General features: G+C 47.8%; 23 protein-coding genes. 10 read left to right on the forward strand and 13 right to left on the reverse strand.

The annotated features are described in order from the left end of the window. Positions 1-214 precede the first annotated feature (214 nt). On the forward strand, positions 215-1,603 hold the full coding sequence (gene mpl / locus L4D06_RS12580; protein ID WP_429739723.1) for a UDP-N-acetylmuramate:L-alanyl-gamma-D-glutamyl-meso-diaminopimelate ligase: 1,389 nt from the start codon (positions 215-217) through the stop codon (positions 1,601-1,603). Beyond that, positions 1,596-2,228, forward strand: coding sequence for a flavin prenyltransferase UbiX (locus L4D06_RS12585; protein ID WP_429739724.1), 633 nt, complete (start codon positions 1,596-1,598; stop codon positions 2,226-2,228). The genes mpl and L4D06_RS12585 overlap by 8 nt, the downstream gene beginning before the upstream one ends. A gap of 79 nt (positions 2,229-2,307) precedes the next feature. On the opposite strand, the gene L4D06_RS12590 is transcribed toward L4D06_RS12585, so the two are convergent. The 3 genes from L4D06_RS12590 to argR form a co-directional block, all read right to left on the reverse strand. After that, a complete protein-coding gene (locus L4D06_RS12590; protein WP_274164712.1) occupies positions 2,308-2,742 on the reverse strand; it encodes a universal stress protein in 435 nt (144 codons plus the stop codon). A 55-nt stretch (positions 2,743-2,797) separates the two neighbouring features. Then, on the reverse strand, positions 2,798-5,356 hold the full coding sequence (locus tag L4D06_RS12595) for a TRAP transporter permease (RefSeq protein WP_274164713.1): 2,559 nt from the start codon (positions 5,354-5,356) through the stop codon (positions 2,798-2,800). Between the two features lie 397 nt (positions 5,357-5,753). Then, complete coding sequence (gene argR / locus L4D06_RS12600; protein WP_429739726.1) at positions 5,754-6,224, reverse strand: transcriptional regulator ArgR; 471 nt, start codon at positions 6,222-6,224, stop codon at positions 5,754-5,756. 304 nt (positions 6,225-6,528) lie between these two features. On the opposite strand from argR, the gene mdh reads away from it, so the two are divergent. Then, positions 6,529-7,464 carry a malate dehydrogenase gene (gene mdh, locus L4D06_RS12605; RefSeq protein WP_274164715.1) on the forward strand — a complete coding sequence of 312 codons (936 nt, stop codon included), beginning with the start codon at positions 6,529-6,531 and terminating at the stop codon, positions 7,462-7,464. 201 nt (positions 7,465-7,665) lie between these two features. On the opposite strand, the gene L4D06_RS12610 is transcribed toward mdh, so the two are convergent. Together L4D06_RS12610 and ispB are read right to left on the reverse strand one after the other, a co-directional pair. Continuing rightward, positions 7,666-8,352, reverse strand: coding sequence for a DUF3313 domain-containing protein (locus L4D06_RS12610; RefSeq protein WP_429739728.1), 687 nt, complete (start codon positions 8,350-8,352; stop codon positions 7,666-7,668). 96 nt (positions 8,353-8,448) lie between these two features. Further along, on the reverse strand, positions 8,449-9,420 hold the full coding sequence (ispB, locus tag L4D06_RS12615) for an octaprenyl diphosphate synthase (RefSeq protein WP_429739729.1): 972 nt from the start codon (positions 9,418-9,420) through the stop codon (positions 8,449-8,451). Between the two features lie 269 nt (positions 9,421-9,689). Between ispB and rplU the strand changes: the two genes are divergently transcribed. From rplU to folA, 6 genes are all read left to right on the forward strand, one after another. After that, on the forward strand, positions 9,690-10,001 hold the full coding sequence (rplU, locus tag L4D06_RS12620; RefSeq protein ID WP_274164718.1) for a 50S ribosomal protein L21: 312 nt from the start codon (positions 9,690-9,692) through the stop codon (positions 9,999-10,001). A gap of 17 nt (positions 10,002-10,018) precedes the next feature. Next, the gene (gene rpmA, locus L4D06_RS12625; RefSeq protein WP_028023518.1) at positions 10,019-10,276 is read left to right on the forward strand and encodes a 50S ribosomal protein L27; all 258 of its coding nucleotides are present in this window, start codon (positions 10,019-10,021) and stop codon (positions 10,274-10,276) included. 380 nt (positions 10,277-10,656) lie between these two features. Continuing rightward, positions 10,657-11,832 carry an Obg family GTPase CgtA gene (cgtA, locus tag L4D06_RS12630; RefSeq protein ID WP_429739731.1) on the forward strand — a complete coding sequence of 392 codons (1,176 nt, stop codon included), beginning with the start codon at positions 10,657-10,659 and terminating at the stop codon, positions 11,830-11,832. 149 nt (positions 11,833-11,981) lie between these two features. Further along, positions 11,982-12,749 (forward strand): threonine/serine exporter family protein, encoded by a 768-nt coding sequence (locus L4D06_RS12635; protein ID WP_274164786.1) that lies wholly within the window; start codon positions 11,982-11,984, stop codon positions 12,747-12,749. Continuing rightward, positions 12,746-13,210, forward strand: a complete 465-nt coding sequence (locus L4D06_RS12640) for a threonine/serine exporter family protein (RefSeq protein WP_274164720.1) — start codon at positions 12,746-12,748, stop codon at positions 13,208-13,210. The genes L4D06_RS12635 and L4D06_RS12640 overlap by 4 nt, the downstream gene beginning before the upstream one ends. A gap of 55 nt (positions 13,211-13,265) precedes the next feature. Next, positions 13,266-13,745 carry a type 3 dihydrofolate reductase gene (gene folA / locus L4D06_RS12645; RefSeq protein WP_429739732.1) on the forward strand — a complete coding sequence of 160 codons (480 nt, stop codon included), beginning with the start codon at positions 13,266-13,268 and terminating at the stop codon, positions 13,743-13,745. Between the two features lie 199 nt (positions 13,746-13,944). On the opposite strand, the gene L4D06_RS12650 is transcribed toward folA, so the two are convergent. Genes L4D06_RS12650 through lptD form a run of 6 tightly spaced genes read right to left on the reverse strand, consistent with a single transcriptional unit; the run spans position 13,945 to position 20,661 of the window. Then, entirely contained in the window at positions 13,945-14,781 is an 837-nt protein-coding gene (locus tag L4D06_RS12650) for a symmetrical bis(5'-nucleosyl)-tetraphosphatase (RefSeq protein WP_429739733.1), read from the reverse strand. A 15-nt stretch (positions 14,782-14,796) separates the two neighbouring features. After that, on the reverse strand, positions 14,797-15,171 hold the full coding sequence (gene apaG, locus L4D06_RS12655; protein WP_429739735.1) for a Co2+/Mg2+ efflux protein ApaG: 375 nt from the start codon (positions 15,169-15,171) through the stop codon (positions 14,797-14,799). Between the two features lie 29 nt (positions 15,172-15,200). Further along, positions 15,201-16,013, reverse strand: coding sequence for a 16S rRNA (adenine(1518)-N(6)/adenine(1519)-N(6))-dimethyltransferase RsmA (rsmA, locus tag L4D06_RS12660; protein WP_274164724.1), 813 nt, complete (start codon positions 16,011-16,013; stop codon positions 15,201-15,203). Beyond that, the gene (gene pdxA / locus L4D06_RS12665) at positions 16,010-17,002 is read right to left on the reverse strand and encodes a 4-hydroxythreonine-4-phosphate dehydrogenase PdxA (RefSeq protein WP_274164725.1); all 993 of its coding nucleotides are present in this window, start codon (positions 17,000-17,002) and stop codon (positions 16,010-16,012) included. Before pdxA ends, rsmA begins: the two co-directional genes overlap by 4 nt. Next, the gene (surA, locus tag L4D06_RS12670) at positions 16,992-18,287 is read right to left on the reverse strand and encodes a peptidylprolyl isomerase SurA (protein ID WP_274164726.1); all 1,296 of its coding nucleotides are present in this window, start codon (positions 18,285-18,287) and stop codon (positions 16,992-16,994) included. Before surA ends, pdxA begins: the two co-directional genes overlap by 11 nt. A 22-nt stretch (positions 18,288-18,309) precedes the next feature. Beyond that, a complete protein-coding gene (gene lptD / locus L4D06_RS12675) occupies positions 18,310-20,661 on the reverse strand; it encodes an LPS assembly protein LptD (RefSeq protein ID WP_429739737.1) in 2,352 nt (783 codons plus the stop codon). A 207-nt stretch (positions 20,662-20,868) separates the two neighbouring features. Here lptD and djlA point away from each other — a divergent pair, with 207 nt between their 5' ends. Next, on the forward strand, positions 20,869-21,696 hold the full coding sequence (djlA, locus tag L4D06_RS12680; protein WP_274164728.1) for a co-chaperone DjlA: 828 nt from the start codon (positions 20,869-20,871) through the stop codon (positions 21,694-21,696). Positions 21,697-21,761: 65 nt separating this feature from the next. Here djlA and L4D06_RS12685 read toward each other — a convergent pair whose 3' ends face one another. Further along, on the reverse strand, positions 21,762-22,715 hold the full coding sequence (locus L4D06_RS12685; RefSeq protein ID WP_429739739.1) for a D-2-hydroxyacid dehydrogenase: 954 nt from the start codon (positions 22,713-22,715) through the stop codon (positions 21,762-21,764). A gap of 41 nt (positions 22,716-22,756) precedes the next feature. After that, positions 22,757-23,479: a bifunctional tRNA pseudouridine(32) synthase/23S rRNA pseudouridine(746) synthase RluA gene (gene rluA, locus L4D06_RS12690; protein ID WP_429739741.1), complete on the reverse strand. Its 723-nt coding sequence runs from the start codon at positions 23,477-23,479 to the stop codon at positions 22,757-22,759. Positions 23,480-23,535 lie beyond the last annotated feature (56 nt).

Raw genomic sequence — 23,535 nt, forward strand, 5'->3', positions numbered from 1 at the left:
ATGTTGAGTTACTCTTTTCAATGTAGACATAAGACGGATGCCAAACAGAAGAGCATCCAAGAATTGCGCAACATCTGAACAGTAAATCAACTTGTTACCGAGTTTAAAGTGTAGAACTTTTTAATAGTAACGAAGTAATTTGAACGAGCTTGGAACTGTGATCGCAGCGCGGTGCACACCAAGATAAAGTGACTTTCAAGGCTGACGAAGCGTTATGCATATACATATTTTAGGAATTTGTGGCACCTTCATGGGTGGCGCAGCCATCTTAGCCCGACAATTGGGCCATAAAGTCACAGGCTGTGACGCCAATGTGTACCCTCCAATGAGCACATTGCTTGAATCTCAAGGGATCGAAATCATTCAAGGTTACGATCCTTCTCAGCTTGATCCCGCGCCTGATCTCATTGTCGTTGGTAATGCGATGAGCCGAGGTAATCCTTGCGTTGAATATGTCCTTGATAAAAATCTGAATTACACGTCAGGTCCGCAGTGGTTGCTTGAATTCTTACTTAAAGATCGTTGGGTGCTAGCGGTGGCAGGAACCCATGGCAAAACCACGACGGCCAGCATGTTAGCTTGGGTACTTGAAGATTGCGGCTACCAGCCGGGCTTTTTGATTGGCGGTGTACCAGGCAATTTCGGTGTGTCGGCGCGATTGGGTGAGAGTATGTTTTTCGTGGTAGAAGCGGACGAGTATGACAGTGCCTTTTTCGACAAACGATCAAAGTTCGTTCACTACCATCCACGCACTTTGATTTTGAACAACTTAGAGTTCGATCATGCGGACATCTTTGACGATCTTGCTGCGATAAGGCGCCAATTCCACCATTTGGTGCGCACCGTTCCAAGTCTTGGTCGCATCATTGCGCCTGCTGAGGATGTGAATGTCAAAGACACCTTAGACATGGGATGTTGGAGCGAGCTTGAGTTTGCCGGTGAAGATGGCTTATGGAAAGCTGAAAAATGTGTCATTGATGGTAGCGAATTTGATGTGTGGTTTGAAGGCGAGTGTGTTGGTACGGTCAAGTGGGACTTGATTGGCGATCATAATGTCAGCAACGCACTGATGACCATCGCCGCAGCGCGACATGTGGGTGTTACGTCAGATTTGGCCTGTGAATCGTTAGGATCTTTCATCAACACAAAACGCCGTCTTGAGCACAAAGGTGATTTCGCAGGCATCACCGTTTATGACGATTTTGCCCATCACCCAACTGCCATTAAAACTACATTGGAAGGCTTGCGTGCGAAAGTGGGTGAGCGACGTATTCATGCGATCCTAGAACCAAGATCCAACACCATGAAGCTTGGCGTACATAAAGATGATATTGCCCCGTCTTTGGACTGTGCTGACACAGTGACGTTGTTCCAACCTGACCACATCAAATGGTCGGTAAAAGAAGTTGCTGATGCGTGTAGCGCACCGTCTGAGTGTTTTGATGATATTGACGCGCTGGTCGCTTCCATTGCGTCAAATGTAGGCCGTGGCGACGTGATATTGGTCATGAGTAACGGCGGTTTTGGCGGTATTCATGACAAGCTGAAAGCAGCGTTAGAGAGCAAAAAATCAAACCGTGACACCTTGGAGGCGCATGGTTAACTTGGCGAAAAACGACAAACGTATCACGCTTGCGTGGAGTGGTGCATCTGGTGCGCCTTACGGCATTCGCTTGTTGGAATGTTTGTTGGCAGCAGACTATGAGGTCTATCTGCTAATTTCATCTGCGGCGCGTGTGGTGTTGGCGACCGAGCATGGTTTAAAGCTGCCATCCGGCCCCGATGCCGCAAAAAAGGCGCTGACAAAGCACCTTACTGTGTCGACGGATAAGTTGAATGTGTGTGGCAAGGAGGATTGGTTTTCTCCTGTAGCGTCTGGCTCGGCTGCGCCAAAGCAGATGGTTGTGTGTCCATGTTCTGCGGGCTCACTTGCTGCGATTGCTCATGGTATGTCGGATAACTTGGCTGAACGTGCTGCGGATGTGGTGCTAAAAGAGCGAGGCCAATTGTTGTTGGTGGTTCGCGAAACGCCGTTTTCGACGCTGCATTTAGAGAATATGCTCAAGCTTTCTAAGATGGGCGTCACCATCATGCCGGCTGCGCCAGGTTTTTATCATCAACCTCAAACGATCGACGATCTGGTTGATTTCATGGTTGCGCGCATTTTGGATCATCTTGGTGTTGAGCAAGGTTTGGTGCCGCGCTGGGGCTATGATCAACGGTCATGAAAGTGATCGATCGGTTTCCAAATAAAAAGGGACGGTATCTACCGTCCCTTTTTATGCCAGCTCTACCAAGCAATCAGTTTTACTGAGGCTTTAAAATCAACACGTTGACTTTAGATTGCTCAAGGACTTTGGTGGCAACAGAGCCAATAAGTAGCTTATTCGTGCGTGAGCGCTTGTGGCTTGGCATGACAATCAAATCACAGCCAAGACGCTCTGCCGATTTCACAATCACCTTATAGGGTTTGCCTTCGGCCACCGAATAATCGTAGGCAATGCCTTCAGGGATCATTCGCTTGGCGAATGCTTTTAAGCTGTCCTGAACGTCTTGTTTCATTTTGAGCGCAGCATCTTCAGGGAAGTATGAAGCGACCATGGAGTTATGAATACCGGGTAATGCAGTTAACAAATGCAAGGTTGCCCCTGTTTGCGAAGCTAACCAAACGGCATGCTCAACGGCTTTATCACCGAAGTGTTCATCATTCAAATCAACCGGGACCAGAATGTGCTTATACATGGATTACACTCTCTTCGTTAAAGTAATCCGGCGGGGCGCAAGGCCCCGACCGTTTTTATGCCGTTTGCTTCAGGCGGCGACGTTGGTTCCACCCCAGACCAGCCAGTAGCAGCAAGGTGGGTACAAACACCCATTCTTTCATTGGTCGTTCTGCAGGTGTGCTGACTTGAACCACTTCCCAGTCGAAGTCGATACCTGCCTTTTCTGCGGGACTACCAAATTGAATCATGTCGATGTACTTTCCACCGTCTTCGTCACGCAGTTCTAAACCTGTCGATAAGACACGCGCCAAGCCTTCTGCTTGTGCGGTATCAACAGGGAGGTGAACGTGTTTAGTCACGATGTTGCCGTCGATATTCTCACCCTTCACTTGAATGTTCAGGGTTTGGCCATCAGGCAATGTCTCTGCCACTTTGATGATTTCTGTGCCTGCATAATCGTTAGTTGGTGCGTAAAGTTCATCCCAGAAGAAACCTGGGCGGAACAATGCGAATGTGATCAACAGCATTAATACGGTTTCGTACCATTTGTTCTTCGTCAGCCACCAACCTTGTGTGGCGGCAGAAAACACCAACATGGCGACGACCGCTGAGAAGATGGTAAGGAACAGATGTAGAGGCCCATCAAGATCCATCAACAACAGCTGTGTATTGAAGATGAACATGAATGGCAAAATCGCGGTTCGAATATCGTAGGTAAAGCCTTGGATACCCGTTTTTATGGGGTCTGATTTCGCGATCGCTGCGGCGGCAAATGCGGCCAAGCCTACAGGTGGGGTATCATCTGCGAGGATACCGAAGTAGAACACGAACAAGTGGACGGCAATCAATGGAATGATCAGGCCTTCTTGCGCACCCAAGGTCACGATAACTGGCGCCATCAGGGTCGATACCACGATGTAGTTTGCCGTGGTCGGTAGGCCCATACCCAAGATCAAGCTGATAACTGCTGTAAATAGCAGCATCAGAATGATGTTACCGCCAGAGATGAACTCAACGAAGTCGGTCATGACCAAGCCGATGCCTGTTAGCGTAACCACGCCGACAACGATACCCGCTGCAGCTGTTGCCACACCAATACCGATCATGTTGCGTGCACCCGCGACAAAACCTTCAGCTAAGTCGACAAAGCCATCTTTTATTGCCGTGGCAAACTCACCTTCTTTGCGGAAGAAAGCCATCAAAGGGCGCTGAGTCACAACAATAAACATCATGAACATGGTTGCCCAGAATGCTGAAAGACCAGGAGAGAAGCGCTCAACCATCAAACACCACACTAGCACGACGATCGGTAGCAGGTAGTAAAGGCCTGAACGAACGGTTGGGCCTGGATCGGGCACTTCTGAAAGGTCTGTCGCCGCAGGGTCTTCAACGGCTTCCTTTTTGAATTGTGCAGAGTAGCGAACGAGGGCGACGTAAGCGGCAAATATCAACACGCCAATAATTGGGCTTGCTGCTGCGCCGTATGCGTCTTTGGTCCAACCGATACCGTAGTAAACCGCGAAGCTAAGTACACAGATACCGATAATGATAACCACGATGTTTTGTAGGGTTTGTAGGAATGTCGACGTATGACGACGTGGCAAACCTGTCATACCCGCCTTACAGGCTTCAAGGTGGACGATATAAATCAGAGCGATGTAAGAAATGATGGCGGGCAAGATAGCCGCTTTAATGACTTCGATATACGGAATACCCACGTATTCCACCATCAAGAACGCCGCTGCACCCATGATAGGTGGCGTAAGCTGACCGTTTGTTGAAGCCGCAACCTCGACTGCGCCTGCTTTCGTGCCAGGGAAGCCAACACGTTTCATCAACGGAATGGTAAAGGTACCTGTGGTTACAACGTTGGCGATAGAAGAGCCTGAGATAAGGCCAGATAGACCTGATGCAACAACCGCTGCCTTTGCTGGGCCACCACGCATGTGACCAAGCAATGAGAACGCGACTTTGATGAAGTAGCCACCTGCACCCGCACGATCAAGCAATGCGCCGAACAAAACAAACAGGAATACAAACGAGGTCGATACACCAAGGGCTACACCAAAGACACCTTCGGTTGTTAGCCACATATGTGACATGGTTTTGTTAAGGCTTGCCCCTTTGTGCGCGATAACATCTGGCATTTGAGGGCCAGCAAAGGTGTATATCAAGAATACAGCGGCAACCACCATCAAAGGTGGACCCAGTGCTCGACGTGTGGCTTCTAGGAGTAACACCATGCCAGTAACGGCAACCACAATATCAAATGAGGTGGGGGCTCCTGCTCGTGTAGCAAGCTCAGAGTAAAAGAGGAACAGATATCCCGCCGCGAAACTTCCTAAGAGTGCAAAGACCCAGTCTTGGAGAGGAATACGATCTCGTGGAGAGCGTTTTAGTGCGGGATAAGCTGTGAATGCTAGAAAAATAGCAAACGCAAGATGAATAGAGCGCGCTTCGGTGTCGTTTAGCGCAACGGTAAATGGAGAGGCGTACCAGAGCTGGAATATTGACCAGCACAATGGAACGAACCAAAGGATGCGTCCAGGGAACCCTGAAGGTGATCGGGCACCTGTGTCCGCTTGCGCGACGATGTCCTGTGCGTCGAGCGGTGTCTCGGTCGTCTTCGTCATGCCATTGTCCCTATATTGGCAAATGAAAGTGTAAAAACATCTGACATCTTGTGTGATTAACCCGCGTCAAAGCCGGCTATCTCTTCAGCTCGTTGAATACGGCTATTTTTTTCATCTTTCAATGTCAGCTGTAAAGCATAAGTTTGGTTAACACGCGGTTTGTTCAGTAGAAAATACGCCAAGCCGTTGCTGGCTTGCAACAAACCTGTATCAAGAATTTAAATCTAGAGGTACATTTTGTCATGGTTTTTCACATCGATTTGAGGCTTTGGGAGTAAGAAAACGTAAAAGTCTCAAATATGAGATGATTTTTAATGAGGATGTGTGAATGTATGGGAATAAAAGTAGGCAGGACGTTTAGAAAAATATCCTGCCTTAATGTGCAATTTTTACCGTATTAACAACTGTAATCGAACAGGCTGCAAACGGAATTAAAGAGAGCGAGGGTGGTGGTAGCACGCGTTGGGGTAATGAAGATTGTGTCATCACCAGCAACGACACCTAAAATCCCCTCAGCTTTACCCAAAGAATCGAGCAAGCGAGCGATTAGTTGTGCTGCACCTGGGCCCGTATGAATGACAACGAGTGCATCGTTGTAATCAATATCCATCACCAGCTCTTTCAATGGGCTACTGGTGGTTGGCACGCCAAGTTCTACTGGCAGGCAGTAAACCATTTCCATTTTTGCGTTTCGGGTACGCACTGCGCCAAATTTGGTGAGCATGCGAGAGACTTTAGATTGGTTAATATTTTCATAACCCTGCGCTTTGAGCGCATCAACGATTTCACCCTGCGAGCTGAATTTTTCTTCTTTTAGGATCGCTTTAAAGGCTTTCACTAATTGGTCTTGCTTGTCTGAATTACGCATATTTCTTCTTTCTTGCCCGTGTCAGGATGGCGCATTTTTGCATAGTGATTCAGTCGCGGGCAATAAAATCCGCAGTAAAGTGACGCACCTATCACCTTTAACGCCCTGTGTTGGCCTTTAAAAAGAAAAATGAGAAGCGTGGCTTATCCTAACCTTGATAAGCTTGTCGGCACTGTCGAAAGCCACGTATGATGCTTTTAGGTCAACATAATGGGATCAGTAGCCTGCTTTATATCGTAAACCGCGACGAGTTGCTGCATCCCAAGATCTGGATATAACAATAATCGTAAATAAGGAGAACGTGATGAAAGTTGCTGTGATTGGCGCCGCTGGTGGCATTGGTCAAGCTTTAGCCCTGCTTTTGAAAAACCGTCTGCCTGCGGGCTCAGATCTGGCTCTGTATGACATTGCTCCAGTTACCCCTGGTGTTGCAGTTGATTTAAGCCACATCCCAACGCCGGTAACGATCAAAGGCTTCAGCGGTGAAGATCCAACCCCTGCACTTGAAGGTGCTGATGTGGTTCTGATTTCTGCGGGTGTTGCTCGTAAGCCAGGTATGGATCGTTCGGATCTATTCAATGTTAATGCGGGTATCGTTCGTTCTCTTAGCGAAAAAATCGCTGATGTTTGCCCTAAAGCATTGATTGGTATTATTACCAACCCTGTAAACACAACAGTAGCGATTGCTGCTGAAGTGCTTAAAGCGAAAGGTGTTTACGATAAGAACCGTCTGTTTGGTATCACGACGCTGGATATCATTCGTTCAGAAACGTTCGTGGCTGAGCTGAAAGGTAAAGATCCCAGCAACGTACGTGTTCCAGTTATTGGTGGCCACTCAGGCGTAACGATTCTTCCTCTACTTTCACAAGTTGAAGGTGTTGAGTTTACGGAAGAAGAAGTGGCGGCATTGACACCACGTATCCAAAATGCGGGTACAGAAGTGGTTGAAGCCAAAGCTGGCGGTGGTTCTGCTACGCTTTCTATGGGTCAAGCGGCTTGCCGTTTTGGTCTGGCATTGGTTCGCGCTGCACAAGGCGAGAAAGACGTGGTTGAGTGCGCGTACGTTGAAGGTGACGGTAAATATGCTCGTTTCTTCGCGCAACCAGTACGTTTGGGTAAAGATGGTGTCGAAGAGATTCTTGACCATGGCCCACTGAGTGCGTTTGAGCAAGAAGCGCTCGACAGCATGCTAGACACGCTGCGTAAAGACATCACCTTGGGTGAAGAGTTTGTGAAGTAATCACAAGCGGAAGCAAAAAAAGCGGCTGACTAAGCCGCTTTTTTTATGCCTGATATTTTGTCTAGGAGCAGACATATCTTCGTGTTACTTAAGCTGTGTTGGGCGAGAATAAGAACAAGAAGCACTAACCCGGTTAGTTAACACTGCGTCTCGTGGCATGCTTTAAGTACGTGATACGATCTTAGACACGAAGCCAGCGTGTTAATTATTTTGTCCAAATTCACCTTTCAAGGTTTGACCTAAACGATCTACCCACCAGTTAATGGCATCTTTGGCGTCATCAAGTGAATCGATCATGGTCGAGAGATCTTTGTTTCCAGCTTCACGATCGATGGCTGCAAATAGTGGCTTGTCTGTATTTGCATCACTTGCGAGCAGTTCGATGGTCGCACTACCGACGTTGGTGTGTTCACCAGTTGTGATCTTCGAGATGGTTGAAATTCCTAAGCCAACGGGCAATAGGCTGCTTGTTATTGCGAGTATAGGGTTAGGGGTTTCTACATTACTGATCGCGATGCTAAGACGTAGGCTGTTTTCAATCGGCGTATCCACAACAGGTTTGTACGGTGTGATTTTCTTTTTAAGGCGATCCGCGAGATAAGTGGTTAGTTCCATGATTTGTTCGTCACTCAGCGCATTGTCTTCATTTGTAAGCACATAAATACGATCAATGACGACGGCATCATATTGAGCAATTTGACGCTTCAGTCGCTCTGCGTCTCGTAAACCTATTCGCGCCCACACTAAATCAACGCCTCCTTCCGGTCCTGCTTGAAAATCCTCATAGCTTGTAAAGCTGGTGGCAGAAGGGCGATGGCTCGATGTGCAGCCAAACAGGAAAAAGCTCAATGTCAGCAATAAGGTGATTTTGGTGATGAGAGATGTCAAAACAGGCTCCTTGCCATGCAGGTAAACGAGTTAGAGAAAAGGTGAATAAAAGAGAGCAGAAATAAAAACGCACTTCGATGAAGTGCGCTTTCGTCGTTACTTTTTGCGGTTCACTGCAAGATGAGCAAGTGCTTTGAGTGCTTCTTTATAAGGAGATTCTGGAATTGGGGAAAGTGCCTGAATGGCTTTCTCTGCTTCTTCTTCTGCGCGAAGGCGCGAATATTCCAATGAGCCGACTTGTTCCATGCAGGCCAGTATGGCATCCAGCTTATCAAGTCCGTTTCCTTGCTCGATCGCTTCACGGATCATTGCTGCTTGTTGCTCATTGCCGTTAGCCATGGCGTGCAGTAAAGGAAGGGTAGGCTTGCCTTCAGCAAGATCATCGCCAGTATTTTTGCCCATCTCATCGCCTTGTGATGTGTAATCCATCACGTCATCGATCAGTTGGAAAGCCGTTCCTAAATAACGACCATAATCTTGGAGTGCCGCTTCGAGGTGCTCAGGTGCATCGGCAAGGATCGCACCAATTTGCGTTGCCGCCTCAAACAAACGGGCTGTCTTTGAGTAGATCACCTGCATGTAGCTGGCTTCAGACGTATCTGGATCATTGCAGTTCATTAGCTGCAACACTTCACCTTCAGCGATCACGTTCGTGGCTTCGCTCATGACATCGAGGATCCTCAAGGATCTAAGCTGTGTCATCATCTGAAATGAGCGTGTATAGATAAAGTCGCCAACAAGTACGCTGGCAGCATTGCCGAACATTGCATTTGCGGTCGCTTTACCACGACGGAGATCAGACTCGTCCACGACGTCATCGTGGAGCAAGGTTGCGGTGTGGATAAATTCGACAAATGCGGCAGCGGTGACATGCCCCTCACCCTGATAATTGAGTGATTTGGCAGCCAAGAGGGCGAGCATAGGGCGCAGACGCTTTCCTCCACCGCTGACGATGTAAAAGCCCAGCTGGTTGATGAGTGCGACGTCAGAATCTAGTTGCGCAAGTATTTTTTTATCAACTTTTGCCATGTCATCGGCAATAAGTGCTTGGATGGTGTTAAAATCCATTGATGCGTCCGGTCCAAGGGAAGAATGCAGTACGATGCTGTCATTTTTGCGTTGATAGTACACTAAAATTTACGCCTCGACACAGGGTCTTTAGTCAGAAAAACAAGGGTGAGTAACAGTGGACAGGTTTTCGCCAATTTTCTTTCATTGCCCTCTTGCCAGTCGGCAAATCTTGCCGTAGAATTCGCGCCCTATTGATGAATTAAATGCGCACCCCTAACTGCTCACTTTTTAAACGCAGTAGGCTGTGCGGAAATGCGGAGAAACCCATGTACGCAGTTTTCCAAAGTGGTGGTAAACAACACCGTGTAAGCGAAGGCCAAACTATTCGCTTGGAAAAGCTAGACATTGAAACTGGCTCATCTGTTGAGTTTGATTCAGTTCTGCTGGTTGCTAACGGTGAAGAAGTTACCGTTGGTGCACCGTTCCTGGCAGGCGGTAAAGTAACTGCTGAAGTAGTTACTCACGGTCGTGGCGACAAAATCAAAGTCGTTAAATTCCGTCGTCGTAAGCATTCTCGTAAGCAAATGGGCCACCGTCAGTGGTTCACTGAAGTCAAAATTACTGGCATCAGCGCTTAATTTAGGAGAAGAGATAAATGGCACATAAAAAAGCTGGCGGTTCTACTCGTAACGGCCGTGATTCAGAAAGCAAACGTCTAGGTGTTAAGCGTTTCGGTGGCGAATCTGTACTTGCAGGTAACATCATCGTTCGTCAACGTGGTACTAAGTTCCACGCGGGCACTAACGTAGGCTGCGGTAAAGACCACACTCTATTCGCTTTGACTGATGGCAAAGTGAAGTTCGAAGTTAAAGGTCCTAAGAACCGTAAGTTCATTAGTATCGAAGCTGAGTAATAGCACTCGAACTTATTCTGAAGCCCTGCCTTACGGCGGGGCTTTTTGTTGTATATCCAAGTGACTTTTAAGAATAGGCGACTTGCCTCTTTGACGTGACTTGGATATATAGCGTTTAAAGGCGACTAAGCGGCTATATTTGCGTGAACTTCGTTTAGCGAAGTATAGGATTCTCGTCACGCAAACGTCACAGGTGTCACGATTCACTTTGTTCGTGCACAATCGATGACGATATTAAACGCAGTGTGGCATTTGATCCTAAGATCATTATGATCATCAGCCCAAAGTGCTCCATCAGGGTGCTGCTAAATCGCCAATGTTAACCCTAAGACATGTAATACCTCGCCTCTGGTTAGGTCGTGCTGGGTATGGAGAAGAAGATGAAATTTGTAGACGAAGCGGTGATCCGCGTTGAAGCGGGAGATGGCGGTAATGGTACCGTTAGCTTCCGTCGTGAAAAATATGTACCCCGTGGTGGCCCTGATGGCGGCGATGGCGGTGACGGCGGCGATGTATATCTGCTTGCTGATGAAAACCTGAACACACTGATCGACTTCCGCTTTGAGCGTTACCATGCTGCACTTCGTGGCGAAAATGGTCGTGCGGGTAACTGTACCGGTAAACGTGGTGACGATCTGGTATTGAAAGTGCCAGTGGGTACACGTGCAGTTGATGAAGATACTGGTGAGGTGATTGCCGATCTGACTCAACATGATATGAAGATCATGGTCGCAAAAGGTGGTTGGCATGGATTGGGTAACACCCGCTTCAAATCATCAGTAAACCGTGCACCACGCCAAAAAAGTATGGGTACCAAAGGTGAATTGCGTCATTTGCGTCTAGAGCTACTTCTGTTGGCTGATGTGGGTATGCTTGGTTTGCCGAATGCTGGTAAATCTACCTTTATTCGTGCGGTATCAGCGGCTAAACCAAAAGTGGCGGATTACCCGTTCACAACCTTGGTGCCAAGTCTTGGTGTTGTGCGTGTGGCGCAAGATAAGAGCTTTGTGGTAGCTGATATTCCAGGGCTTATCGAAGGTGCGGCAGAAGGCGCGGGTCTTGGTATTCGCTTCTTGAAACACCTTGAGCGTTGTCGTGTGCTTCTACACATGATTGACCTGATGCCTGTTGATGGCTCAGATCCTGTCGACAATGCTTTCACCATCATCGAAGAGCTGCAACGCTACAGCGATAAGTTGGCGGATAAGCCACGTTGGATCGTCTTTAACAAGATGGATCTTATGTCGGAAGAAGACGCCCAAGCACAAATCGAACGTGTGCTTGAAGCGCTGGGTTGGGATGAACCTTATTACGCAATCTCTGCGATCAATAAAGGCAACACCCAGCAGCTAACGTTTGATCTGATGGAATTCATTCAATCTCTACCTGTTGAGCTGACACAAGAAGTAGCAGAAGAGAATAAGGTTGAATTCAAGTGGGATGATTACCACGAGCAACAGATCAAGCAGCAGCAAGAAGGCTCTGATGACGATGATGATGATTGGGACGATTGGAATGAAGACGACTACGATGTCGAAATCATTTACCGCCCATAATTAACCGTTATTTAAAAGAACCGTCTCATAGAGGCGGTTTTTTTTCATCCATATCAAAGTAAACCGACGGAAACTCACGTAAAACCGAAGTTCACCGCATTGCTATTAATATCAATCAAGGAGTGAGCATGGTGCAAGGAGTGGCTGAAATGGATGAAGATGCGCAGCGGAGTGTGTCTCGATTAGTGAGTCAGACAGGGCAAATGCTGTTGCAGCACGGTGCAGAAAGCCGTTTGGTGAGTGATATTTGTTGCCGTTTGGGTGAGGCACTTGGCTTGGATAGCGTGGAGATATCGTTATCGGCCAGTTCAATGGTGATCACCACCATACATAATGATCACTGCATTACGACTGCACGCCGCTGTCCTGATCGCGGGATCAACATGCGAGTGATCACTGAGATCCAGCGCATATTGATCATGACGGAAAAACACCTTCTTGATAAAGATGGCGTAAAGGCGCGTTTGAATCGCATCTCCCCTCAACGTTATAACCGTTGGCTTGTCGCTGTTGTGATTGGCTTATCATGCGCAAGCTTCAGTCGTTTATCGGGTGGCGATGCGTCGGTGTTTGTCTTGACGTTTGTTGCTTCGTTTGTCGGTATGGTTGTGCGTCAGGAAATAGGTCATCGCCAGTTCAATCCTTTACTCAACTTTGGTGTCACGGCATTTGTCACCACGCTCGTGTCGAGTATCGGCGCAATGATGAGTATCGGCAATCAGCCTTATCTTGCCATGGCATCGTCGGTACTGATGTTGGTGCCCGGTTTCCCATTGATCAACGCGGTATCTGACATGGTGAAAGGCTACGTCAACATGGGGATAGCCCGCTGGGTGATGGCAAGTTTACTTACGTTAGCCACAAGTCTTGGCATTGTCGGTGCGATGAACGTGACGGGTATTTGGGGGTGGTTATGACCCTGTTACTTGGCCTTCTTCATGATATGTTTTTTGCTGCAATCCCCGCTGTTGGGTTTGCTTTGGTGTTTAATGTGCCTGTAAAGGCACTAAAATACTGTGCAATTGGTGGTGCTATTGGGCATGGAAGTCGATACCTTTTGATGCACTACGGCGTGCCGATTGAATGGGCGACACTGTGTGCGGCGACCTTGGTAGGAATGGTGGGTGTGTATTGGTCTCAACGCTTCATGGCGCATCCTAAAGTATTTACGGTTGCTGCGATTATTCCGATGGTGCCAGGTGTTTTTGCATTCAAGGCCATGATTGCATTAGTGGAAATTAATAGTTTGGGAGTCAGTGACGCGCTTTGGGCAACCATGATGAACAATGGTATTAAAGCGCTGTTTATTATCGCAGCGTTGGCGATCGGACTAGCAATGCCAGGACTCTTGTTTTACCGAAGAAAGTCCGTGGTGTAGCATAGCGACCACAGAGCAAGACACGATGCTTAACAACAAAGGAAATCCGCTCACGATGAAAATCAGCATGATCGCAGCGATGGCGAAAAACAGAGTCATTGGAAAAGATAATACGATGCCATGGCACCTGCCTGCCGACTTTGGTTGGTTCAAACGCAATACGCTGGGAAAACCTGTGATCATGGGGCGAAAAACGTATGAATCGATAGGTAGGCCGTTGCCAGGGCGTCGAAACATAGTGATCAGTCGTAACAGTGAGTGGATGGCTGAAGGTGTTGAAAGCACCACCAGCATCGAAGAGGCGCTGATCTTGGTTGATGGTGTAGAAGAAGCGGTGATCATCGGTGGTGGTACAATCTATGGCGCATCACTTCCTAAAGCTGATCGTTTGTATTTAACGTTCATTGATGCAGATATTGATGGGGATACTTGTTTTCCTGAATGGGGAGAGGGATGGGTAACCAGCCATTCTGAGTATTTTGATGCTGATGAAAAGAACAAGTACAACATGGAATTTGTTGTACTTGATCGATAGTCAAATTGCTTATACCCAAACAATCTGAAGATGCAGGATTCAGTAAACTCGCCCGAAGGGAGGCCCTCAGTGCGTCCACTTCATCGTTAAATTCCTGTGAGATAGAATGACTATTTCTACAAAAATTTGCCTTGAATTGAACGCACTGATGGCCTCTGAAATCGAGCATCTTCAGGTTGATTGGGTATAGGTATCGACGCTAATCAGCATGTATTGGGCAAGGAAGTGAATATCTTTGCCCATCTTCCCAACGGATCATCGTTAGTGATCCTCCCCAGACACAACCTGTGTCGAGTCCCATTAGATGGCGATTAACCACGCCACCGAGCGCCGCCCAATGTCCAAATACGAGTGTTTCTTCAATGTTTTGCCTTGGCGTAACTTCAAACCAAGGTACAAGTTCCCCATGGGGCATTTGGTCTGGAGGCAGTTTACACGCCATGTCGAGAGCACCATCTTTCAAACAAAAACGCATACGAGTGAAAGCGTTGATGGTGTATCGGTATTGCTCGATCTCTTCTAGTTCATTTGACCAGTGTGTAGGCTCATTGGCATACATGTTTTGGAGCAGCCAGTGATAGTCATCCCCTCGTAGGATCTTTTCGACTCGTTTGGCGTGATGTTTGGCATTCTGAAGATCCCAGCACGGTGGGATCCCTGCATGAGTCATCACAAAACCGGGGACGAGCTCGTTTCGTTTATCGTAATGCAACAGCAAAGGTTGCTGTCGAAGCCAATGCAGCAGTTCATCTCTGTCTGAGGCATCCAAAATTGGTTGGGTTTTGTCTTTCGCTTTTGGTTTTTTGAATCCTTCGGCGACGGCTAACAAATGAAGGTCATGATTGCCGAGTACCGTATGCGCATGATCACCAAGAGATTTCACAAAGCGTAAGACTGACAAGGAATCCGGTCCACGAGCAACAAGATCGCCTGCAAGATAGAGGTGATCGTGCTTTTCATTGAAGCTGACAGTATCTAAAAGTGCTCTAAGATCGTCAAAGCAGCCTTGGATATCACCGACAAGGTAAGTCGCCACGAAAGTTCCTAAAAGCTAGTGAAGAATATTGGGTAAGGCGAGGCGAAAAGGCATGACTTCAATATCAAACTCTTTGCCATTCAAATCAACCATGGTGTAGAAGCCTTGCATCGCACCTACTGGTGTTTCGATAACAGTGCCACTGGTGTAGGTGTATTGCTCGCCAGCACGAATGTGAGGCTGCTCACCGACCACGCCATCACCTTCAATGACCAGTTTTTTGCCATTTGAGTCAGTGACAAGCCATTTACGACGTAGAAGTTGTGCGTCACGATCGCCATTGTTTTCAATGGTGATCGTGTACGAGAAGACATAGCGCTTTTTGTCTGGTTCGGACTGCTCTTCAACATAGTGAGTGACAACCCGAACCATAAATTTGTTATTAACCATCCCTGTCGCGCTTCCTTTTCTTTCTATTGTTATTGTTGTTGGTGATTTGCATCCAACCAGTTTGCTAACGCAACAAACTGCCCAAGCGATAGGCTTTCAGGACGGGCTGTAGGGTTGATGCCCAACAATTCCAAAGTCTCTACTTCAACCAATGCCTTAAAGCAGTTACGCACGGTTTTACGGCGTTGGTTAAAACCTTCTCGACAGACACGTTCTAGCCATTTCAGGCTGGTTGCAGGGTGTGGCAACTCTTTGTGCGGGATCAGACGCACAACCGCAGAGTCGACTTTTGGTGCTGGTGTAAACGCCTCTGGTGGCACTTCAAGTACTGGAACAACTTTGCAGTAGTATTGTGCCATCACGGTCAAGCGACCATAGGCTTTACTATTCGGACCCGCAGCAAGGCGATTTACCACTTCTTTTTGAAGCATAAAGTGCATGTCTTTCACTGCACCTGTAAAGGTGAACAAGTGGAACATGAGTGGTGTAGACACGTTGTATGGCAAGTTACCAAAAATACGCAGCGGGTTTTCTGGCGACGATAGGGATGCGAAGTCAAACTTCATTGCATCGCCTTGATAAATAGTTAGTTTTTTCGACAGTTCCGGATGGTGGCGAAGACGTTCAGCCAAATCTCGGTCGAGTTCAACCACGCTCATTTTGTCGATTTCGCGCGCAACTGGCTCGGTTAGTGCACCTAGACCAGGGCCGATTTCCACGAGATTTTCACCTGGCAAAGGATTGATTGCAGACACAATACCGTCAATGATGTACGGGTCGTTTAGGAAGTTCTGACCAAAGCGCTTACGGGCGCGGTGACCTAGATGGACATTATCGCTCATGATTTCTTATCTACTAATTCGAGGGCGTGGGAGAGCGCAGTCCGCAGGCTTCCAGTATCCGCCGTTCCGGTACCCGCTAAATCCAATGCGGTACCATGATCTACAGAAGTTCGGATGAAAGGTAAGCCAAGCGTAATGTTGACCGACTTTCCAAATCCTTTAAATTTTAACACAGGCAAGCCCTGATCGTGATACATCGCAAGCACGGCATCAGCTTCTTTCAGGTACTTGTCTTGAAAGAGAGTGTCAGCAGGGAGCGGACCAATCAGGTTCATCCCTTGTTCACGCAACTTTTCTAGAGCTGGCTCAATGACGTCAATTTCTTCTCTGCCCAAACAGCCATCTTCACCCGCATGCGGATTCAAACCGCATACATAGATTTTAGGCTCAGCAATACCAAACTTGGTTTTTAGATCGTCATTGAGAATTTCAATGACTTGGAAAAGACGTTCTTCGGTGATGGCTTTTGACACATAAGCCAAAGGAATATGGGTAGTAACTAATGCCACCCTCAACCCTTCGGTTGCCAGCATCATCACAACTTGTTGAACATTGGCCTGATGCTGGAAAAACTCAGTGTGCCCACTGAATGATACGCCAGAGCGGTTAATCACGCCCTTGTGAACAGGGCCTGTCACCACGGCGGCGAATTCACCTTGCATGTTGCCTTCAGCGGCTCGACTCAATGTGTTTAATACATATTTGCCGTTGGCTTCATTAAGCTGACCAGCAATAACGTCTGCCCCCATCGGCTCATCACACACAACGAGTGTCCCTGGTGTGTGCGCTTTTGGAGCGGCATCAGGGTTATAATCCACCAAATTGACGTTGAGACCCAATAGCTTGGCACGTTGTGCAAGCATCTCTTTATTGCCGCAAATGACCAACTCGTGTTCCCATGCGTCATGAGCCAAAGCGAGAACAAGATCAGGACCAATACCTGCCGGTTCTCCTGGCGTGATAGCGATGCGTTGTGGATTAGCTTTCATCCGTGTCACCAATTTGTTCGACATAAGCACCAGCACGAAGCTCTTGCAACCATGCTTGTGCTTCTTCATTAAATTTCCGATTCAAAAGCATACGATAGGCACGATTCTGCATTGCAGCGTCGGTGCGATCGGCTTGGCGACGATCAAGCACTTCGACAATGTGCCAGCCGTGAACGGTTTTAAACGGTTCGCTGATTTCGCCTTCAGGAAGGGCATCTACTGTATCTTTAAACTCTGGGACGTAAATTTCGGTTGTCTGCCAGCCTAAATCACCGCCTTTCACGGCAGAGCCTGGATCTGCGCTGTATTGCTTGGCTAAATCCTCAAAGGTTTTATCACCGTTTTCGATCTGCTTGAGCATTAAGTCCAATTGGCGTTTTGCACCTTCATCACTCAATACTATCGATGTTTTGATCAGAATATGACGCGCTTTGACTTCAGTGACGGCAACAGACTCAAGACCTTGAACATCTGTGATCTTTAGAATGTGATATCCGACACCACTTCGGAACGGTCCTAAAATGGCACCTTTACCATTGTTGCCAATTTGGTCAGCAAAGATAGTTGGCATTTCTTCAAGTCGCAGCCAACCCCAGTCGCCACCATTAAGTGCCTTTGGCCCTTTTGAATTAGCCAGTGCCAGCGTCGCGAAATCTTTACCGCGTTTGAGCTGGGAAGCGAGTTCATCAGCGTTAGCGGCGACAGCGTCGCGTTCCGACTTTTCAGCATCTTCGTCTAAGCGCAGCTGAATGTGGCTAAGTTTATACTGAACCTTTTCGAGGTTTTTTGCGTTAAGTTGTGACGCCAGCGATTCTACTTCCTGAGGCAGGATGTTGATACGGCGACGCACTTGCGCGTTTCGTGCTTCACTGATAGTGATTTCACGGCGAATTTGGTCACGATATTCAGACCAAGAAATCCCGCTTTGCTTGAGGCTTTCCCTTAGCTTGGCGACCGAGATATTTCGCTCTTTAGCAATATCTTCAATTGCTTGCTCTAAACGGGTATCGTCGATACGGATGCCAAGACGGTTTGCTTCTTGAAGTTGAAGCTCTTCTAAAATGAGCTGATCGAGAACCTGTTGTTCAAATACGTCAGCAGGTGGCAGTGATTCTGCGCTCGCATTGAGAGTGACTGTTTTTTTCAATGCCTCAACATCACTCGACAGAATAACGCCTTCATTCACCACGGTGATCACGCGATCGAGTTCTGCCGGAGCGGCAGAGATTGACAACGAACTGGCTGAGATTGCTGATGCCAGTAAAGCTTTCGTCCATTTATTCATTAGCGGTTCCAAAATCTCACTATTAATTCTTTAAGCCAAATGGGCTTCTGTAGCCCAGTGCATTGCCGCTGCCGGTGCTATAACCAAAACCTGCGTTTGCGCCAAGTCCCAATAAGCTGAAGGACAGGGAAATACTGTTGTCATAAACGGCAGGGTTATTGATGTTGCTTCGCGCCATTAAGTACTCGTTGTAGTGCAACCCTATGACCCAACAGGCCGAGGTATAAGTGATGCCTAATTGATTCTCCAGCATCAAATCTTGGGTCAAATCGTGAAAATACTGCCCGGTAAAATTTACACTGTCAGTGATGGGGAAGCCTGTCACTAACCCTGCTTGGGAAATGCCATCTTCCGTGATCAGATCCAAGTTGTTGGCCCCAATGGTACTGGATATGTAATCTTTTGATACATAGCGATAGCTGGTTTGTGCGAAGAAGCCACCATCTCGATATTCCACCGTGGCATTACCAAACTGGAGGTTACTTAAGTTGCTGTCATATTCCAATGAGCCACGCACAAACAGCTTATCATTGACGTTGAGTTCGCTCTCGATGGCCCACGCTGAATAATTTATTGATGTTTCATCTTGATTGCTCGGCGTGTCTAGATAGTAGATTTGGCCGAAAGCGACGTTAAAGCGCTCTTTGTAGGCATCATCAAAAAAGCGCGACGCGGCACCTACAGTGAATTGATTGGCCGGATTTATATAGTCAACGCTACTGAACTGATTAGCACGAAACAAACCGTAGTAATCGGTTTGAAGGCGTGCTGTATCATAGCCGCCTCCCGCATAATTGACGGGGTTGTAGATACCACTTTGGTCAACGTCTTGGATATACAAGTATTGAACCTGTGGTTCCAGTGTTTGAGTATAACTGTTGCCAAAAAGCGCCCCTTCTCGTTCCAGCGTGACCATACCATGCAGTCTTGCCATTGGAACCGCGCGTGAGACAGTGCTGTCTAGTGTTTCCCCGTTGTAGCCTGTTACACCCTCGATATTGGATTGGTCATAATAGGTGTAATACACCTTACCTTCGGCGGAAGCGCTAAGCCACGGCAAGTTATAAGGCAGCACGAGTGTGGGCTCAAGGTTGATACGCAACGCATCAGGTTTGCTGTCATTATCTGTCGCAAATTTACTGATTTGCGCAGGCATTGAGAAGCCCATGCCATAGCCAAGTTCGGGGCGATAATAGTTCATGGCAAGTTGTGGCAACAGGCGATAGACCGATGTGTTTGGACTCAACGACTGGAAATTACGCACGCTCAGGGTGCTATCCCAATTGACATCTCGGTATGACACATCGCCCGTTTGCAACAAAGTATTGTCTTCACGACTACCAACGCGAGAGTCCGTATGGCGGGAGAAATAACTAATATCACTGACTTGACTGTAATCTACATCGTACTTCCAGTGGTTTTGGATGCCAGAGTGACGCCAGTTAAAGCCCCAGCTTTTATCGATGTTGGGATATAGCTTGTCCTCGCCCATGTATTCGAACGTCATGCCGCCACTGCCAGCTCGTGTCAAATAATTAGGCTCCATGGTCATAAAAAGGCCACGGTTTGACATATATTTTGGCGTGATCAGCATGTCCGCTTGCGGATGAATGTTCCAATAAAATGGGGTCGAGATTTCAACCCCATCATTGTCATTCCAGCTGATTGATGGGTATAGAAAACCGGTTAATCGGCCATCTTCAACGGGAACGCGCAGGTAAGGAAGATAGAAAATAGGGGTGTCGAGGATTTCAAAGCGCGCATGGTAAAGGTCGGCAAATATATCGCCATCTTCTTTTTCAATTTTTCCTGCACTAAAACGCCAACTGTCATCATTGTCAGGGCAGGTTGTGTAGGTTCCATCTTCTAACTCATAGAAAGTGGTTCCGTTTTTGAATACTCGTTTTGCTTGTCCGCGCCCAGGTTCACACATCATGTTGTAGGTGGCATCGGTCAGTGTGGTGTCTTCAGTGTCGAGGTTCGATTGAAGAGATTTGCCTTTTACTGCGATTTCGCCGTCATGAAAATAGACGTTGCCTTCCGCCGTGACGATATTTTCTGGCTGACGTAAAGTGGCAGTGTCCGACTTCACGGTGCGGTTGCCTTGAGTCACAATGACGTCACCGCGATAAATCGCTTTCTCGTTTGCTTTCGCTTCGGCATGGTCTGCAACAATGATGACGGGAGCATTGTTAATGTCGCCTGTCTGCGAGTTTGCAGGAAGGCAACGGTACTCTGGTGCAAGGCAAGTTGCAGTTGGGATAACCAAAGGTTGGGTGTTGTTTGGCGCGTCGTTTGCCTCTTCCGCCATCGCTTGGCCATACAACGCTAGCCAAATCATGGAGGACAAAAAACTTTTGGCAGTCGGTGACATTAAAACTCAATCCTGTTGTTGGCATACGGCACTGTTATACACTGGCGCTGCGTGTCGGCAAATTTTGCTGCAAAATGTGGGTTATGATAATGCAAATTACTCATATACCCAAACGACCTCTGTCATCAATATTTTAAAGGTGGTTTGGGTATGAGTGAGCAGTATGTTGTTGCAAACGCGATAGGTTAATCAAAAAGAGAAATAAGCATGGCGATTTGGGGAAAAGTACTTGGGGCATTCTTTGGTTACCTGCTAGGTGGGCCATTTGGATTATTGTTAGGTCTGTTTTTAGGTCATAAGTTCGATAAAGCCAGACAAAATAGCGCATTGGGTGGAGGTTTTCGTGGCGAGAATCAACAAGCGCGTCAGCAGGCTTATTTCCATGCCACATTCGCGGTTATGGGACATGTTGCCAAAGCCAAAGGTCAGGTAACACAAAATGAAATCCGCTTAGCTTCCGTCTTGATGGACCGAATGGGTCTACAAGGCGAAGCGCGTCGTCAGGCGCAAGATGCATTTCGCGAAGGCAAAGAAAGCGGTTTTCCATTGGAAGATGTACTTCGAGATGTAAAGCGCACGACAGGTGGGCGCTTTGATTTATTGCAGTTTTTCTTAGAAGTTCAAATTCAAGCAGCGTACGCCGATGGCACCGTTCAGCCTAGCGAACGCCAAGTGCTTTATACCATAGCCGATATGCTAGGTTTCTCTCGCCAACAACTTGAACAGCGTCTTGCGATGCAAGAAGCGGCATTCAAGTTCTACCAACAGCATGGTGGAAGTGGCGAAGGGCATCACCAGCAATGGCAACCTGACAACGGCCAGCGTTTGAAAGGCGCATACCAAATCCTAGGGGTGGATGAGGATGCTGATGGGCAAACGATTAAGCGTGCTCATCGCAAGTTGATGAACGAGCACCATCCAGACAAACTGGCCGCGAAGGGTCTTCCGCCAGAGATGATGGAAATTGCCAAGCAAAAAGCGCAAGAGATCCAAGGTGCCTACGATTTGATTAAAAAAGAAAAGGGCTTTAAATAGCCCTTCTCTGATACCGAATTTATGGGTAACAATTTTCGGTGACGGATTTGGTCATCGCGTTTTTCTTACACCAAGTTCTGTGGTTCGCCAGCCACGAAAGCATCCAGGTTTTCGGTTAACTGGTTGGCGAGTGCCTGAATGCTGGAATCAGAGCCCCATGCGACGTGCGGAGTCAGTATCAGGTTTGGCATGCCTGCATGGGCAAGCAAGGGATTGGTTAGGGTGGCGGGCTCTTGTGTGAACACATCGACCCCTGCGCCAGCAATGACGCCTTTCTTTAACGCCTGAACCAGTGCTTTCTCGTCGACTAACCCACCGCGACCCGCATTAATCAAGATAGCAGAAGGCTTCATCTTGGCCAACTCGTCTTCGCTAATCATGTTCAGTGTCCCTTCATTGAGTGGACAGTGCAGTGTGACGACATCAGCTTGTTCAAGCACGGAATCAAACGAGACATACCCTTCGCGGGTTTGCTCTGCGCCTTTACGCTCGGCGCGGATAACTTTCATGCCCACGGCTTTGGCTAAGGCTTCAACGCCTTGCCCTAGGCTTCCAGAGCCGACTATCCCTAACGTGGCTTCTGCTATATCACCAATGGGATGGGTGAAAAAACAGAATTGATTTTTTTCCTTCCACACCCCGTTTTCAATATCTCTGTGGTATGCATTGAGGTTTCGGCGAAGCGAGAAAGTCAGCGCCATCACGTGCTCGGGCACCGATCGCGTGGCATATCCACGGATATTACAAACTGGTAAGTGATTGGCATGGCACCAGTCGGTATCCACGTTGTTATAGCCTGTGGCAGAAACGGCTATCAACTTTAATGAGGGTAACTGTGAGAGTATCTCGCCGCTAAGTTCGACCTTATTAGCGATAACAATGCTGGCATCCGCAAGACGACTAAGTACCTGATCCTGTGACGTGGACTCATAACTTTCCCAATGATGGGGGAAAGAAGGCGTAGGAATACGAATGTGAGCGGGGATGGTGGCGCTGTCGAGAAAAACAATCTTTTCCATGGCGGACTTCCTTTTTCCGCCACTGTAGAACGTTGATTACGCTATTTCAACAAACTTGGGTCTGCTTGAATGCCACGTTTGACCAATGTATCAGAAGGCGCATTAGCGTAAAAATCACAAGGCGCAGATAGGTGCATCGGTTCGCCAGTTCCTGGGTGTAAAAAGCAGAGTTCGCCCGCATGAAGTTGTAAGCGCGGTGAATACTTGTAGGCTTGTGGATAGGCGTAGAACTCGTCACCGACAATAGGGTGCTCCAGTGCCAGCATATGCACGCGAAGTTGGTGAGAGCGACCCGTGATAGGCAAAAGGCGCATCAAGGTGGTTTTTCTCTCACGCTTGATCACTTCGTAATCTGTGACCGAGGGTTTGCCATTTTCGAAACATACCATTTGTTTGGGGCGATTCGGCCAGTCACAAATCAAAGGTAAATCAACGCGACCTTCATCATTTTCCACATTGCCCCATACGCGAGCGTAATAAAGTTTGTGGGTGATGCGTTCACGAAATTGCGCTTTAAGGTGACGCTCAGCCTCTTTGTGTTTGGCGAACACAATCAGACCTGATGTGGACATATCAAGGCGATGCACCAATTCGGCGTTTGGAAACTCTTTCTTGATACGAGACCAAGCACTGTCGTAGTGCGCAGGATCGCGACCAGGATTCGTTAGCAGTCCGCTGGGTTTATTGAGGGCGATAATGTCATCGTCCTGATAAATAACATCCAGCCAAGGCTCTGTTGGCGGATTGTAGATAAAGTCGCTCATGAGTTCGCTCGAAAATTAAACGGCCGAAAGTGTAGCACGACACGCTTGAAAGGCTA

Source organism: Enterovibrio makurazakiensis, from assembly GCF_050336585.1.
GTDB lineage: Bacteria > Pseudomonadota > Gammaproteobacteria > Enterobacterales > Vibrionaceae > Enterovibrio > Enterovibrio gelatinilyticus.